We start from the raw sequence: 16,856 nt of genomic DNA, 5'->3' as shown, positions 1-16,856 counted from the left end.
GCCTAACCGAGGGCCCAGGTGCGCGTCAGTAGCCCCGCTCCTCCCCTGCCCCGGACAGCGGAGCCCGGGATCCCTCCGCCGGGCCTGCCTGGGCGTTCTCCGGGCCGGGCTCCCCCTCGCCGCGACTGTCCTTCCGCTCCGGCTCATCGGAGCGCACCCGTGTGAGCCGCCAGACGGCCAGCGCGATCAGGCCGATACCCAGAAGTGCCAGCCACAGGAAGGTGTAGCCCCGCAGGTACCACAGCACCGCCAGCACAACGCCGGCTGCGCCCCAGAGCGTAAAGAGTCTCCTGCTGGCAAGCAGGCCGAAAGCCAGCAGACCGGCGTGGGCCACCAGTGCCCACAACTGTTTGCCCGCACCGCCGCTGATGATGGTGGAGAGCCCGCTCAGCGAAAGGATTGCCGCCGCGGCCGCCAGGACAATGGTGCCCCGGTTTTCTCGTTTCCGGAGGTACTCGTAGGCGGCCAGGCCGGCCAGGACGCATGCCCAGTACTGCAGGGACCAGAAGCCGTTGACGTCTCCGAGGAGAAGCCATGCAATGCGCTGGACCGCCAGCGCCGTGAGGAGCGCCGCAGCCTGTACCGCCGGTTCCCGGAACCTTGCCGGCATCTCGATCAGCCCAACGCCCAGCGCCGCGGCCAGGGTCAGGGAACCGGCCGCCGCCGAAGCATCGGGTGCCATGGCCGGGACCGCTGCCAAGGTCAGGATAAGGGAGGCACCGGCGCCGATGATGTGTCTCCGCAGGACACCGTCCCGGTGCTTCGCTCCCGCTTCCGCAGCGTGCCCCGGGATCAGCAACCGGATTGCCAGCAGCACCGCTGCGGCAGCCCACGCAGGGACCAGCGCGGCATACCCCGTCTCCAGCAGCCCGCCCAGCGCCGAGCCTGCCGTGGACCAGCTCAGGAAAAGCATGCCTGCCGCCACCAGGGGTGGCAGCCCGACCGCCAGCCAGGGACGCTGTCTGGAGAAGGACAATGCCAGAAAGAGGGCACCGGCAAAGCCGAAGACTGCCGCTGCCAGCAGGGCGCTGCCCGATGCTGCCGCCAGAAACAGGGCCGCCGCCGTATACGCTGCCGAGATTGAGAGCAGTGCCGTGCGCAGGGGTATCTCCAGGGTGTGCCGGAACTCGCCCCATAGCCCGGCAGCGGCCAGTGCCAGCAGGGTTGCTCCGGCTGCCACCGGGCTGAGGACCGGTTCCGGGAGCAGCCCTGCTTTGTCAAAGTCCGGCAGGCGGGTCAGTACTACGGGCAGTGTGCCGAGTGCCAGGCCGGCGATATAGATGACCCACTGCGAGCGCGGCTGACGGTCTGCATTCCACCGGATAAAGGCAACTGTGGCACTGAGCAGCAGCAGGATCAGTTGGACGGTCACGACGCCCCGTCTGACGCCGGGTCCTGCGTTAATTGCATATCCCAGAGGCGCCAGCAGCAGGAGGCACAGGCTGACCCACCCCGAGACTTCGGCGTATCCCAGATTGCCGAAATGCCGGTCCAGAAGCGTCCGGATGATGTGCTGGGCAGCGAGGACGGCGGTTCCGGCAACGAATGTCCCATGCCGTCCCGCACCCAGGTCCACAGCCGCGAGAACGGACAGGAGCACCACGAGTGCCTGGATACCCAGAAGGTAGAGGCCACGCGTGGTGAGCTCCCGGTTCAGTGCCAGCGAGGCACAGTAGGCGAGGGCTGCCAGGGCCAGCACCTCATAGCCGTGTATCCCGAAGACTCCACCGCCGAGCATCGCTGCCGCGGTGAACCCCGCCGGTGCTGCCACCTCGTACGAGGCGAATCGCAGCAGTACCAGCGAAATGGCGATGTTCGCTGCCAGCCCTCCCCAGATCAATGCCAGGCTCCACACCACCGGCGCATCAATGCCTCGGGACGCAGCGGCGGCAATCACAACAATCAGTCCGGCCGACAGCATCAGTGCAGCCGCGAACGGCAGGGCTGTACCCCGCCGCACCCGCATCGCGGTGGACAACTGGATCAGGACAGCCACCGCAGCGGCGGTGGTCAGGAGGAACATAAGGGTTCCGTCCTGTCGCCCGGAACCCATCAGGACCACATAGGCCAGCGCTACGGTTCCGGCGGCACACAGGCTTCCCCACTGGGCAGGACCGGCCAGGCCCAGCGGTTCCAATTGGTGGGCGAAAAGTACCCGCAGCACTTCGCAGACGGCGATGCCCACCGCAGCCGCGGCAAAGACACTGTGAATTTCCCCGGTCAGGTCTGCCGTCACCAGGGCGGCAAGAACAATCAGGAGAACCTGCGCCGCCAGCAGATAGGCACCACGGAACGGGTTGGTGCGTCCGAGGACAAAATAGACGCAGTAGATCAGTGCGGCGGAAACCAGTACCTGATAGCCGCGCACCCCCAACAGCCCTGCCCCTGTGGCAGCGGTAGCCACAAAACCGGCAGGAGCCAGCAGAACCGGCCAGGAATGCCGCAGCAGCAGTGCAGTGAGAATATTCAGGGCCAAGGCTCCTGCGAGGACAGCAAGGGCGACGGTCCCGTCAGTCGCGTCCACGGTGCGGACGCTTACGCTGAGCAGCAGCGCCAGCGCCGAAGCGGCGGTGGTGGCTGCGAGCGCGGCGTGGCCGGCTCCCCGGTCCGGACCGGCAGCCGCAGCGCGGGGGCGTACGGCGGGGGCAGGTGTGGTGAAGGGGCCGGCCGCGGGGACGACGGGACCGGAAACGGGGACGACGGGACCGGAAACGGGGACGACGGCTGCCGCCCCGGTGTCCGGACTGACCCGGGACCGACCTGCCGCTGTGAAGGCGGCTACGCCCTGCGTGATCAGTGCAGAGGTGACGGCAATGACCAGCAGTGCCAGCCCGGTTTCGGGCCGGGCCGCCGTATCGGTCAGGATGTAATAGGCCGGTGCCGTCATTGACAGCGCCGTCAGCGTTGCCCACATAAAGGTCCGGGCCAGTCCCAAGGGCCGCAGGCGTCTATGCAGGACGATCCGGGCGAGATGCTGGACGGCGAGTGATGCCGCCAACGCCGTGAAGATGCCGTGCACATCCATGCCCAGGTCCGCTGCCGCCAGCCCCGTCAGGACGGTTATCAAAACCTGTCCCACGGCTATGTAGAAGGTACGGTGTCCGCGCGGCCCAAACTTCCGGACCATGAGCACGCAGTACACCAGTGCCGCCGCAACCAGAAGCTCGTAGCCGCGCACGCCCAACAGCCCGGCACCCATCAGGGCAGCGGCTATGAAGCCCAGCGGGCCGGCCGTCAGGAACCGGCTGCGGGCAAGACGAAGCGTGGTCAGGATATTGACGGCAACCAGTACCCAGAGCGCAGCCACGGCATGGGTTGGCTCCAACCGCGGTTCGAAGCACAGCACCAGGACACCAGCGGCGGTTCCCGTTGCCGAAGCGAGGATCACCCACCCCGGGACGTACTCCGGTTTCCCTGCGGATACCCGGATAACTGACGCCGTCTGATTGGCGGCCATGGCCACTACGGCGGTTAACAGCGCCCAGGACCAGCCGTCCGCTCCCCCCGCGCCCGACACCGACGCCAGCACGGTCAACGGGAGCAGCAGAACACCAGCGGCCCTGGCTCCAAGCACAAACTGCATGCGTGTTGCTTCTCCCCTGGCACGCACCATCAGGTACGCAGTAAGCGCCGCCGTGACCAGGACGGATGGCCACAATGGTTCCTTCGCCAGCAAAGCATGAGGGACAAAAGACAGGCCAAGCGGAACAATGGCGGCGAATTCCAGCAGCCCGCCCACTGTCCTTGCCGCTGCAAGATAGGTGCCCAGGACCACCAGGATGGTGGCCGAGAAGATCATTGTGCTTCCCGACGATTCCGATGTGCCAAGGGCCTGGAACAGCCCGGCGGCAAGACCCGTGGCAGCCTGCATCACCAGCAGGGCGGCCACGTCTGTGCGGAAGAACCTGCGCGCCCGGATTTCCGGCTCCACGGCCGGTTTCTTCGCCAGGCTGACCCCGCCCGCGGCGGGAGCCGGGTCCGGCGTTCCGCGGCGCGGCACTGCTCCGCCGGCAGCCTGCCCGCCCGAAGGTACGCCCGTTGTTCCTGCGCCGCGCCGACCAGCTGCTGCTTCTGCGTCCAATCCCTCGTCCAGGGGCAGTCCTGCAGTCCGTGAGGCGATCTGCAGCAGAGCCGCTGCTCCATACACCGGTTTCCGCAGCAGGATGCCGGACAGCTGCGCTGCGATCTGTATGGCGAACGCCAGCAGCGTCGCCTGCGTACTGCCGGTGAAGGAGTAGCAGAGGGCGGTGAGGCCCACGGTTCCAGCGGCGCGCAGACCGTAGCTGTTGGCCAGCTGGTTCCTCGCCGGGCCCTGCCACATCATGACTGCGTAGTGGAGAGCGAAGGCCAGGAACAGGATGGACAGCTGCCCCGCCGTCAGGTCCCTCGATATCTGGACCGCGGCAATGGCCGCGGCGGGAACCAGGTACCGGTGCGACCTCACGAAGGCGTCGAGATACAGATTGTTCAGCCACTTCGGCCGCCGGATCGCTGCAAGGCTGATCAGGGTTGCGAGCACTACGGTAAACAGGAAATACCAGATGATCCCCGACCGGAGGACAGCGCCCGAGGCCAGTCCGGATGACAGCAGGAACGTCAGTGCCAGGTAGGTAACTACCCGGCTGTCAATCCTCGCGGCGGCAAAGGCAAACGCCACCGTGCCCGCCAGCGACGTGATAAGCCAAGCGGCCGGACCGTCCTGCAGGACCACTGTGTGCAATGCCAGCCCGACCACCGGTATCAGCGCCAGTCCCGTACCGGTGAAGGCCACGGCAGCCGGACGAAGGCGGCGGCTGCGGGCATGCACAACGAGCCCGGATACATAGAACAGTGCGGTGACCCCCACAACGCCGAGGAAGCGTGCCCCGGCCGGGATGGCCAACCCAATAAACAGGGCCGCGGCCGCAACGAGCAGCAGACTCGCGGAGTACAGCGTGATGTTGATGTTCCGCAGGTCCCTCCGCCGTTTCTCGGCCTGCAGCTGTGCCTCGGTTTTGACCGGAGGAGCCGGCCTGGCGGGCCTGGCGGGCCTGGGCGGCACGGGAGTTGAGGGAGTCGCGGGCGGGAGACCACGGCGTCCGCCTGTTCCTATTGGGTGTACCGGAGCACCCGTGCTGCCCGGGGCCGGAACATAAGGGGATTGTGGTGCTGAGGACACCGGGGTGGAGGCCGTACCGGTCTGCCCCGCCGGGGTAACGGGAGAGGCAGCCGGGACGGAGGGCGGGGGTACCGGCCGTGACGGCGCGGGTGCCGAGGGGGATGCCCATACCGGGGGAACCGGCTGTCCGGGCTGCCCTGCGCGGCGGTCGGCATGCCCCGGACCCGCGGGCGGGCCGGCAATCCCCTGCCCGGCCTGTACCGCGTCCCGGGGAGCGGCCGGCCCGGCTGCTGCAGGACCCGTCACTGGATTTCCTGTCGCCGGCTGTCCCTGCCCTGCCGCCACCCCGGCGCCTGCCTGCCCGTAACGCGCTGCGGCGGCGGCCAGCCCCGCACGGTAGCCCTCGTCATAGATCTGCGCCGGCGGCGGCACCCGGCGGCCCAGCAGGTCCGTGCCCCGGCCCGCCTTCACACCGACGACCCGTCCCACGAAGAAACTGGCTGTTATGGCAGCCAGGAATAGCAGGAAGACCCCCATGTCACTGCTTCCTTCCGGTTGGCGTAATTGCTGCCCATCCTAAGGTGCGGCACGCCGCACGCAGTGGCACCCGCGCCCGCGGTTGTGCAAAACGCCGCCGCTATGCGCCGCCGGGGACTCCTGTGGAGGAGAACAGCAGCACCACCGTGCAACAACTGATTCGCACCGGCTGCGATGCGTCTCGGGCAGACCTGTTCCGGCCCGCAGACCCAACTGGTAGCGTCATCGGCGCACGAGGGTAGCGGTAACCACGCAGACGACAGAAAGGCCCTCACGGCCATGTATCTTTCGGTCCTCGGAACCCACAGCGGCATGGACACCGGCAGCATCACCGGGACGGTGCAGGTTCCCAACTCCAAATACCACGCCCACCGAGCATTGATCCTGGCGTCCCTGGCACCGGGCACCAGCCGGATTTCCGGCCTCACCGACGCACGCCACGTGCAATACACCGTGGCCATGCTCCGCCAGCTGGGCACCGGGATCGACGTGCAGGACGATACCTTCGTCGTCCACGGCGGCCCCTACCAGCCGCGCAGTGCCGCCGTGTCCGCGGGCAGTTCCGGCACCACTCTTTACTTCATGGCCGGACTTGCGTCGCTGGCCTCCCGCGACGTCGTCGTGACCGGCCAGAAGTACTTCCAGCGCCGTCCCGTCGGCGCCCTGCTGGCCGCGCTGCGCCAAATGGGGGTGGACATCTGGGCACCCAATGACTGCCCGCCGCTGCACGTCACGGCCGGCCGGCCGCACGGCGGAGAAGTGCATATCCCCGGCACCCTGTCGCAGTGGATATCCGGGCTTCTGCTGCTGGCGCCTTTTGCCCGCAGCCACACCACGGTGGTAGTTGACGGCGAGCAGAATGAGAGCAGCTACATAGAACTGACGGTAGCCATGATGCAGCGTTTCGGCCTGCAGGTGGACGTCTCCGAAGACTTTCGCCGTTTCCGGATAGCTCCGGACCAGCAGGCTGCCCCCACAGATCTGCGGATGCCGCCGGATATCGGATCCGCCGCCTTCGGTATCGCTGCGGCGGCCCTTCACCCGGCGGATGTGACGCTTGAGGGGCTCCCCGCCGTCTCTTCGGCCGGATCGGACCATCCCGAAGCGGACTTCCTGGACCTGGCAGCGGAGATGGGGGTGCCCATGGTGGCCGACGCGACAGCCGGCTCCGTCAGCATCCGCCACAGCGGACTGCAGCTGGCGCCCATCGACGTCGACTGCCGGCGGGTGCCTGACATGCTCCCGGTCCTCTCCGTGATGGCATGCCTGGCCCGGGGCCGCAGCACGTTCCGGAACATTGACCACGTGCGGATGAAGGAATCGGACCGGGTCGCTGCCATGCTGCAGTTGAATTCGATGGGGGCCAACCTTACCGTGGAGGGCTCCACGCTGATGATCCACGGCGTCTCCGGGCTCAACGGGGCGGATCTCTCCTCGTTCAACGATCACCGGGTCCTGATGTCCCTGGCGCTGGCTGCCACCGCTGCCGAGGGCCGCAGCACCCTGAGCTACCCCCACGCCTACCGCATCTCCTACCCCGAGTATCTTGCCGCCATGACCACGTTCGGGCTGCGGATGCAGGTGGAGGAGGGGGTTATCCGTCGGCCCCGCATCACCCGCCCCGTCCGCACTGCCAGGGGCAGCCGGCCGCGCACCATCACCGGTCAGGCCGGGGTGGAAGCCGCCGCGTCGGTCACCGGGCCCGAATGGGTCCGGCGGTGGTCCGCAGAACGGCCCAATGAAAGCGCAGTGATCGACGGCGGCGCCGGCACCGCCGGCCACCTGACCTGGGCGGAACTGGACGCCCGGGCTGACAGGGTTGCAGCAGCCTTGCTGGACCTGGGGATCCGGCCGGGCGACCGCGTGGCCTTCCAGCTCCCCAACCGCAGCGAATTTGTCATCCTCGCTGTCGCTGCCCTGCGCATCGGCGCCGTCGCTGCCCCCATTATGCCGATTTTCCGCGAACGCGAGGTGGCCCTGGCCCTGCACCGCGCCCGTGCCCGCCTGTTCGTGACGGTAGAGGAGTTCCGCGGCCGCCGCCCCGCCGAAGAACTCGCCGGGCTGCTGCAGCGTGCGGGCGGGACTGACCCGGGAACAGCAACCACCGTTGAACGGGTCCTGGTAGTGCGGGATACACCCTCCCCCCGGCCCCTACCCCGGGTGACCGGCGGCCCGGAGTTCGCTGACTGGACGGACACTCTGGAACGTGCACGGCCGGACCACCGGGTGCTGGCGCAATATGCACCGGCGGCCAGGGACGCCGCGCAGCTTCTGTTCACCTCCGGCACGTCCGGTGAGCCTAAGGGTGTTGTGCACCGCCATTCCACGCTCAGCCGGGCCGCCGCCATGGAAGTGACCCATCTGGGCCTGACCAGTGATGATGCCGTCTTCATCCCCTCCCCCCTAGCCCACCAGACCGGCTTCCTGTACGGCATGTGGCTTTCCTTTGTCCTGGGCTGCCCGCAGGTCCTGCAACCCGTCTGGGATGCAGAGCGCGCCCTGGCGCTGATGAGCGGCTGGCGGGCCACGTTTGTCCAGGCTGCCACCCCGTTCCTCTCGGATCTGGTCCGGGCGGTGGACGCGGGTGCGCCGGTACCCTCCAGTCTGCGGATCTTCGTGAACACGGGCGCTACCGTTCCCCGGCATCTGGCTGAGCGTGCCACCCGCGTCCTCGGTGCCCGGATTTGCGGCGCCTTCGGCACCACGGAAACCTGCCTTGGCACCCTGGCTTCCCCGCGGGACGAACCGGTAAAGGTGTGGGGCACCGACGGACGCGCACTGGCGGGGGTGCAGACACGGATTGTCGACGACGACGGGAGGCTCCTTCCTGACGGGGTCGAAGGCAACTTCGAGCTGGACAGCCCGACTGTCTTCGAGGGCTACCTTGACCGCCCCGACCTGACCAAGGAAGTCTTTACCGAAGACGGCTGGTACCGCACCGGCGACACCGGCGTCATCGATGCGGACGGATTTCTGCACATCACCGGCAGGGTCCGGGACATCATCAACCGCGGAGGGGAGAAAATCCCGGTGGCTGAGATTGAGCAGTTGCTGTACCGGCATCCCGCCGTAGCTGACGTGGCACTCGCGGCCATGCCGGATGACCGGCTGGGTGAGCGGGCCTGCGCCTTTGTGGTTCCGGCGCCGGGAAACCGGCCCCGGCTGACGGACCTCACCGCGTTTCTGGACGGACACCAGGTGTCCAAGCACTATTGGCCCGAGCACCTTCACCTGCTGGAAGATATTCCGCGCAACGCGGTGGGCAAGGTGCAGAAGTTTCTGCTGCGCGAAATGGCACGCAGTTTCACCGGCGGTGACAGTGTCTCTTCCGCTTTACCCTCCCCGGATCGGAGCAGCTTGTGAGCGTCACCGGCATCACCGCAGACGGCAGGGGCAGCAGCGTTCCCGACACCCGGTACCGTGAGCTGCTTTCAGCCGTCACGTCCTGGGTGGAGGGGCCCGGCGAGGAGTGGGCCGGACGCATTGAGGCCACCGGGCAGGTTCCTGACTCGCTGTGGAAGGAGCTGCGCGAGGCAGGTTTCCTCTCCCTCGCAGCGCCCGTGGAACTGGGCGGACAAGGGCTGAGCTTTGTGCAGTGGATGGGGCTGATGGAGGTTTTCTCCCATTCCCACGCCTCCGTGCGCATGATCGTGCACGTGGTCAACGGCACCTGGCGTGCCATGAACCCGCACGCGGATGAACAGCAGCGGGAAAAGTTTGTCCGGCCCTCTGTTGCGGGCGAGCTGATCGTTGCCTTCACACTGACGGAACCGGGCAACGGCACCGGCGCCGACATCACCTCCAGCGTCCGGCGGGACGGGGACACCTACTACCTGACCGGACGCAAACACCTGATTACCTTCGGCGTACGCTGCGACTACTGGCTGTTGTTCGCCCGGATTGAGGGCAGCTCCGGCAGCGACGGCACGGTGGCGCTGCTGGTGGACAGGCATGCCCCCGGTGTGGTTGTTGAGAACACCTCCGAGACGCTCGGGGTGCACGGAACGGACCATGCCTCACTGACCTTCACGGACACACCTGTTCCGGTGTCGCACCGGCTGGGCGCCGAAGGGGACGGGCTGGCGGTCGCGTTGGGCGGCTTCCTGACCCCGAGCCGGATTTCGGTGGCCATGAGCTGCGTTGGCCTGGCCGGGCGGGCGCAGCAACTGGCCGTGGCGTACGCCTTGGAGCGCACCACGTTCGGCAAGCCGCTGGTTTCGCGGCAGGCCATCGCCTTTTCGCTGGCCGAGAATGAAGCCGATATTGCTGCCGCCCGCGCTCTGACTCTGCAGGCAGCGGAAGACTGGCAGAAGGGCTCGGACGCCGCCCCGGCGCTCTCTTCCATGGCCAAGCTGACCGCAGTGGACATGCTCACCCGTGTCACCGACAAGGCGTTGCAGGTCCACGGCGGCATTGGCTACTGGAAAAGCATGCCCATTGAACGGGTGTACCGGGACGCGCGTGCCCAGCGCTTCGAAGAGGGCACCAACGAGATCCAAAAGACGGTCATAGCCCGCGATCTTTTCCGCCGGGCGTCGGCTGGTGCAGCTGAAGCTGCCGCCGCAGCGGATGTCCCGGACCCGGCAGCGGCACCGGAATCACTCGGCTGACGGTCAGGCGCCCACCAATGCCGGACAGGGTCTTCACACCCGTTTCCCTGGGCCCGCTGCGGCTGACCCACCGGATCATGATGGGCTCCATGCACCTGAACCGGGAGGACGATCCGCAGGCGCTGGCCGCCTTCTACCGGGAACGGGCTGCCGGAGGCGCAGCGCTGATAGTCACCGGCGGGGCGGCGGTCAGCCGTACCGGAGCAGGCGGCCCTAACTACCTGCTGATAAACGAACCGGAAGCCGCTGCCGTGCTCTCCCCCACTCTGGAGGCCGTGCACGGTGCCGGCGGGAAGATCGCCCTCCAGCTCTTCCACGCAGGCCGGTACGCCTTCGAGTCCAGCTACGGACTCCGCCCTGCCGCCCCGTCGGAGGTCTACTCAGGCTTCTCCCGCGCCGTGCCGGCCGCCATGACCCAGCAGCAGATTGAGGCCGTTCTCGCCGACTTCGCTGCGGGAGCAGCCCAAGCGCAGTCGCTGGGCTTCGATGCCGTGGAAATCATGGGCTCGGAGGGTTACCTGATCAATCAGTTCGCCTCACCGCTCACCAACCTTCGCACGGACGGGTGGGGCGGTGACCCGCAGCGTCGGCAGTCATTCCCGTTGGCGGTTCTTGCAGCGGTACGCGGCGCCGTCGGTCCCGCATATCCGGTCATTTACCGCACGTCCGGGGCTGATTTCGTGGCCGGGTCCAGCACCCTGGAGGAATCCCGTGCCCTCGCGGTTGCCCTGGCAGCGGCCGGCGCTGACGCCCTGAACATCGGGATCGGCTGGCACGAGTCACGCGTGCCCTCCGTCCAGGCGCTTGTCCCGCACGGGCACTGGATGGGTATTGCCGGCAGCATCCGTGCCGCCCTTGCCGGGGCCGGCGTGCAGGTACCGGTGATCGGCAGCAACCGGATCAACTCGCTGCATCTGGCCGAACAGGCCCTTGCCGCCGGCCAGGCCGATGTGGTCTCCATGGCCCGTCCCTTCCTCGCGGATCCGGAGATTGTGGCCAAGACCCGGCGCGGGCAGGCGGAACTGGTGAACACCTGCATCGCCTGTAACGAGGCCTGCATAGACCGCTCGCTCGGCACGGAACCGGTCTCCTGCCTGGTGAATCCGCGGGCCGGCCGTGAGCTCGCGTTCCCGCTGGTCCGTTCCGTTTCCGCACCCGACCTGCGCGTCGCCGTCGTAGGCGCAGGACCGGCGGGTCTGCAGGCGGCAGCCACGCTGGCCCAGGCCGGGGTGCCCGTGGACCTTTATGAGCAGAGCGACGGAATCGGGGGCCAGTTCCGTCTGGCCGGAACCGTGCCGGGAAAGGAAGATTTCCTGCAAACCATCAGGTACTTCCGCAACGAGCTTCCGCGGTTGGGCGTCCGGATCCGGCCCTGCGAATCCCCCGGGGCGGAGGCGTTATCCGGTTATGCCCACGTAATCCTTGCTACGGGTGTCCGTCCCCGGCCGGTGCCGTTGCCCCGCACCGGCCGGCTGCCCGTCCGGGACTACCGCGAGGCATTTGCCGCGCCCGCAGACCTGGGCCGCCGGGTGGTGGTCATCGGAGCCGGAGGGATAGCCGTGGACCTGGCCCGCCTGCTCACGGGGACCCCCGGAGGGCCGGCCGACGTGACCCTCCTCCGTCGCGGACACCGGATCGGAGAGGGAATCGGACCGTCCACGCGCTGGGCCGTACTGCAGGAGCTCGCCGCTGCCGGGGTGCGTACCCTTCCCGGAACAACGCCCCTGGAAGTCACTCCTGAGGGACTGCTCGCGGCCACCGCGCAAGAAACCGTGCTGCTGCCGGCGGACACCGTGGTGCTGGCAGCCGGGCAGGTACCGCACAATCCCCTCCACTCCGCACTGCTGCACCAAACGATTCCCTGCACCGTCATTGGCGGAGCACTGGACGCCTCCGGCCTGAACGCCGTGCGCGCCTTTGACCAGGGACTGGAAACGGGCTCACTGCTGGCCAGGGAGCTGCAGCAGCCTTCCGGGGTTAAACGCAGCAGGACCCCGCTGCCGTAGCAACGGGGTCCTGCTAAGAACCGAAGAGGTTCAGGCTAGAACATCAAATTACTTGATGATCTTGGTGACGCGGCCTGATCCAACGGTGCGGCCGCCTTCGCGGATAGCGAAGCCGAGGCCCTCTTCCATAGCGATGGGCTGGATGAGCTCAACGGTCATCTCAGTGTTATCGCCGGGCATAACCATTTCAGTGCCCTCGGGGAGGGTGATGACGCCGGTTACGTCCGTGGTACGGAAGTAGAACTGCGGGCGGTAGTTCGAGTAGAACGGGTTGTGGCGTCCGCCTTCATCCTTGGACAGGATGTAGACGTTGGCTTCGAAGTCGGTGTGCGGGGTAATGGAACCCGGCTTCACGACAACCTGGCCACGCTCTACGTCTTCGCGCTTGATGCCGCGGAGCAGCAGGCCACAGTTCTCGCCGGCCCATGCTTCGTCAAGCTGCTTGTGGAACATCTCGATACCGGTAACCGTGGTCTTCTGGACCGGACGGATGCCGACGATCTCGACCTCGGAGTTGATGGCGAGGGTACCGCGCTCGGCGCGGCCCGTGACAACGGTTCCACGACCGGTGATCGTGAAGACGTCCTCGATCGGCATCAGGAACGGCTTGTCCTTGTCGCGAACGGGGTCCGGCACGTTTTCGTCAACGGCTTCCATCAGCTCTTCGACGGAAGCAACCCACTTGGGATCGCCTTCCAGAGCCTTCAGGCCGGAAACGCGGACGACGGGAGCGTTGTCGCCGTCGAAGTCCTGGGAGCTCAGCAGTTCGCGAACTTCCATTTCCACGAGGTCGAGCAGTTCTTCGTCGTCAACCATGTCGGACTTGTTCAGTGCGACCAGCAGGTAGGGAACGCCAACCTGGCGGGCGAGCAGAACGTGCTCGCGGGTCTGGGCCATCGGACCGTCGGTAGCGGCAACCACGAGGATTGCGCCGTCCATCTGAGCTGCACCAGTGATCATGTTCTTGATGTAGTCAGCGTGGCCGGGGGCGTCAACGTGTGCGTAGTGACGCTTCTCGGTCTGGTACTCGATGTGCGAGATGTTGATGGTGATACCGCGCTGGCGCTCTTCAGGTGCAGAGTCGATAGCAGCGAAATCGCGCTTTTCGTTCAGATCAGGGTACTTGTCAGCAAGCACCTTCGAAATGGCAGCGGTCAACGTGGTCTTGCCATGGTCAACGTGACCAATGGTGCCGATGTTGACGTGCGGCTTAGTCCGCTCGAACTTTGCCTTCGCCACGGGTTCCTCCTAGAGAGTTAGAAGACTCAATCTTCAGCCGCGCTTTTCGCAACTGAAACTGATGTAAGTCTACTGGGGGCTGTTTATTTGATGAAATTGCCGATTTCCGCAGCAGCCTGGCGAGGCCGCTCAGTCTGGCTATGCAGCGGGCTTCCGGCCGAAGCCCTGGCCCGCTGCACACGGCCGGTGTTCCGAGGTTCCCCGGAACACCGACCAGGGTTTTATTCGCCGCGCGTCTTCTGGATGATCTCGTCGGCTACTGCCTTCGGGACCTCTGCGTAGCTGTTGAAGGACATGGAGTACACGGCACGGCCCTGGGTCTTGGACCGCAGGTCGCCGATGTAGCCGAACATGCCGGACAGCGGGACGTGTGCCCGGATGACCTTTACGCCGGCTGCATCTTCCATGGACTGCATCTGTCCGCGACGGGAGTTGATGTCACCGATAACTTCACCCATGTATTCCTCAGGGGTGCGGACTTCAACATCCATCATCGGCTCCAGCAGAACCGGGCTGGCCATCCGTGCAGCTTCCTTGAAGGCCTGGCGTCCGGCAATCTTGAACGCCATTTCCGAGGAGTCGACGTCGTGGTAAGCGCCGTCAAGCAGCGTCGCCTTGATGCCGACAACCGGGTAACCGGCGAGCACACCGTCGGTGAGGGCGCTCTGGATACCCTGGTCAACGCTGGGGATGTATTCGCGCGGAACACGACCACCGGTGACCTTGTTCTCGAATTCGTAGAACGTGCCGTCGGAAGTATCCAGCGGCTCGATCGCGATCTGGATCTTTGCGAACTGACCCGAACCACCGGTCTGCTTCTTGTGCGTGTAGTCGTGCTTGGCGACTGCACGGCGGATGGTTTCGCGGTAAGCAACCTGGGGCTTGCCCACGTTGGCTTCGACGCGGAACTCGCGGCGCATACGGTCAACCAGAATGTCCAGGTGCAGCTCGCCCATACCGGCGATGATGGTCTGGCCTGTGTCTTCGTCGAGGGAGACCTGGAAGGTCGGATCCTCTTCGGAGAGCTTCTGGATGGCGGTGGAGAGCTTCTCCTGGTCACCCTTGGTCTTCGGCTCGATGGCCACGGAAATCACGGGCTCCGGGAAGCTCATGGATTCCAGCACGATCGGGTTCTGAAGATCGCACAGGGTGTCGCCCGTGGTCGTGTCCTTCAGGCCGATGGCGGCGTAAATGTGGCCAGTCGTGATTTCCTCGACCGGGTTTTCCTTGTTGGCGTGCATCTGGAAGAGCTTTCCGATGCGCTCCTTCTTCTGCTTGGTCGCATTCATGACCTGGGCGCCGGAAGCAGCGTGACCGGAGTACACGCGGATGTAGGTCAGACGGCCGAAGAACGGGTGCGTCACAACCTTGAACGCCAGCGCGGAGAACGGAGCGTTGGCATCGGCGGCGCGTTCGAGGATGACCTCTTCGTCGCGGATGTCGTGACCCTTGATGTTCGGCACGTCAAGCGGGCTGGGCAGGTAGTCGACGACGGCGTCAAGCATGGGCTGAACGCCACGGTTCTTGAACGCGGAGCCGCAGAGAACCGGGTAGACCAGCGAGTTGATGGTCAGGTGGCGGATGCCGGCCTTGATTTCCTCGATGGTGAGTTCTTCACCTTCGAGGTACTTGTTCATCAGCTCGTCGCTTGCCTCGGCAACGGTCTCGATCAGCTGTGCGCGGTACTCTTCGGCCTTTTCCTGCAGTTCTGCGGGGATCGGTTCGATTTCGTACTTGGCGCCCATGGTGACATCACCCTTGGCGTCGCCGCGCCAGGTGAGGGCACGCATTTCGAGAAGGTCAACGACGCCCTCGAATTCGCTCTCGGCACCGATCGGCAGCTGCAGAACCAGCGGCTTGGCACCCAGGCGGTTGATGATGGTGTCGACGGTGAAGTAGAAATCAGCGCCGAGCTTGTCCATCTTGTTGACGAAGCAGATGCGCGGGACGTTGTACTTGTCAGCCTGGCGCCAGACAGTCTCGGACTGCGGCTCCACGCCTTCCTTGCCGTCGAACACGGCTACGGCGCCGTCGAGCACGCGCAGGGACCGCTCAACCTCGACGGTGAAGTCAACGTGACCCGGGGTGTCGATGATGTTGATCTGGTTGTTGTCCCAGTAACACGTGGTAGCTGCGGAGGTAATGGTGATACCCCGCTCCTGCTCCTGTGCCATCCAGTCCATCGTGGACGCACCGTCGTGGGTCTCGCCGATCTTGTGGTTGACACCCGTGTAGAACAGGATGCGCTCGGTAGTCGTCGTCTTGCCGGCATCGATGTGGGCCATGATGCCGATGTTGCGGACCTTGTTCAGGTCGGTAAGCACGTCAAGTGCCACGGTTTCTCCCTATATTTGGTGTTTGCCGTTTCGACTGCGTTTATCTGCTTCGGGCCCTGCACCCCGCCGTAGCGGAATGCAGGGCCTTGAAGGAGGGGCCGCCGTCGGCCGGGCTTATTACCAGCGGTAGTGGGCGAAGGCCTTGTTGGACTCGGCCATCTTGTGGGTGTCCTCGCGGCGCTTCACAGCTGCACCGAGACCGTTGGAAGCGTCCAGGATTTCGTTGCGCAGGCGCTCGGTCATGGTCTTCTCGCGGCGGGCCTTGGAGTAGCCAACCAGCCAGCGCAGTGCCAGTGCAGTTGCACGGCCCGGCTTGACCTCAACGGGGACCTGGTAGGTGGCGCCGCCAACGCGGCGGGACTTGACCTCAAGGCTGGGCTTGATGTTGTCCATGGCCTTCTTCAGGGCTGCAACCGGATCCTGTCCGGTCTTCTCCTGGGCGCCTGCAAGTGCACCGTAAACGATGCGCTCTGCGGTGGACTTCTTGCCGTCGATCAGGACCTTGTTGATCAGCTGCGTGACCAGCGGGGAACCGTAGACGGGATCCAGTACTAGCGGCCGCTTGGGGGCCGGACCCTTGCGGGGCATATTACTTCTTCTCCATCTTCGCGCCGTAGCGGCTGCGAGCCTGCTTGCGGTTCTTGACACCCTGGGTATCGAGGGCACCGCGGACGATCTTGTAGCGAACACCGGGAAGGTCCTTCACACGACCGCCGCGCACCAGCACGATGGAGTGTTCCTGAAGGTTGTGACCCACACCGGGGATGTAGGCGGTTACTTCGATGCCGCCGTTGAGGCGGACACGTGCAACCTTACGCAGAGCCGAGTTCGGCTTCTTCGGGGTGGTCGTGTAAACGCGGGTGCAGACACCACGGCGCATCGGGCTGCCCTGAAGGGCAGGAGCCTTGGTCTTGGAGACCTTGGGTGAGCGGCCCTTGCGGACCAGCTGCTGAATCGTAGGCACTTTCGTGTTCTCCGTTTTTTCTCGAGATAATTCTCTGGTTGCCCCGCCCCGCTGACGGCTGGAAGC

8 protein-coding genes are annotated in these 16,856 nt (G+C 65.8%); 3 read left to right on the top strand and 5 right to left on the bottom strand.

All coding sequences use genetic code 11. The features are described 5' to 3' along the window. Nucleotides 1-25 precede the first annotated feature (25 nt). Complete coding sequence (locus QWJ37_RS04555; RefSeq protein ID WP_290244352.1) at nt 26-5,041, bottom strand: hypothetical protein; 5,016 nt, start codon at nt 5,039-5,041, stop codon at nt 26-28. A gap of 873 nt (nt 5,042-5,914) precedes the next feature. On the opposite strand from QWJ37_RS04555, the gene aroA reads away from it, so the two are divergent. From aroA to QWJ37_RS04540, 3 genes are read left to right on the top strand one after another with little or no spacing between them, the layout of a single operon-like run. Beyond that, the gene (gene aroA / locus QWJ37_RS04550; protein WP_290244351.1) at nt 5,915-8,998 is read left to right on the top strand and encodes a 3-phosphoshikimate 1-carboxyvinyltransferase; all 3,084 of its coding nucleotides are present in this window, start codon (nt 5,915-5,917) and stop codon (nt 8,996-8,998) included. Beyond that, nucleotides 8,995-10,245, top strand: a complete 1,251-nt coding sequence (locus QWJ37_RS04545; protein WP_290244349.1) for an acyl-CoA dehydrogenase family protein — start codon at nt 8,995-8,997, stop codon at nt 10,243-10,245. Before aroA ends, QWJ37_RS04545 begins: the two co-directional genes overlap by 4 nt. 17 nt (nt 10,246-10,262) lie before the next feature. After that, nucleotides 10,263-12,251, top strand: a complete 1,989-nt coding sequence (locus tag QWJ37_RS04540) for an FAD-dependent oxidoreductase (RefSeq protein ID WP_290244347.1) — start codon at nt 10,263-10,265, stop codon at nt 12,249-12,251. A 48-nt stretch (nt 12,252-12,299) separates the two neighbouring features. Here the strand turns inward: QWJ37_RS04540 and tuf are convergent, their stop codons facing one another. The 4 genes from tuf to rpsL all read right to left on the bottom strand — a co-directional run bounded on the left by tuf (nt 12,300) and on the right by rpsL (nt 16,790). Further along, on the bottom strand, nt 12,300-13,490 hold the full coding sequence (gene tuf, locus QWJ37_RS04535) for an elongation factor Tu (RefSeq protein ID WP_227903865.1): 1,191 nt from the start codon (nt 13,488-13,490) through the stop codon (nt 12,300-12,302). Between the two features lie 221 nt (nt 13,491-13,711). Beyond that, a complete protein-coding gene (fusA, locus tag QWJ37_RS04530; RefSeq protein ID WP_227903867.1) occupies nt 13,712-15,826 on the bottom strand; it encodes an elongation factor G in 2,115 nt (704 codons plus the stop codon). Between the two features lie 117 nt (nt 15,827-15,943). Beyond that, entirely contained in the window at nt 15,944-16,414 is a 471-nt protein-coding gene (gene rpsG, locus QWJ37_RS04525) for a 30S ribosomal protein S7 (RefSeq protein WP_227903869.1), read from the bottom strand. A gap of 1 nt (nt 16,415) precedes the next feature. Further along, entirely contained in the window at nt 16,416-16,790 is a 375-nt protein-coding gene (gene rpsL, locus QWJ37_RS04520) for a 30S ribosomal protein S12 (protein ID WP_104052742.1), read from the bottom strand. Nucleotides 16,791-16,856 lie beyond the last annotated feature (66 nt).

The organism is Arthrobacter sp. YD2 (assembly GCF_030410475.1).
Taxonomy (GTDB): domain Bacteria; phylum Actinomycetota; class Actinomycetes; order Actinomycetales; family Micrococcaceae; genus Arthrobacter_B; species Arthrobacter_B zhangbolii.
Note: the sequence above shows the minus strand (reverse complement) of the source record. Positions and strands in the feature narration are given on the sequence as shown.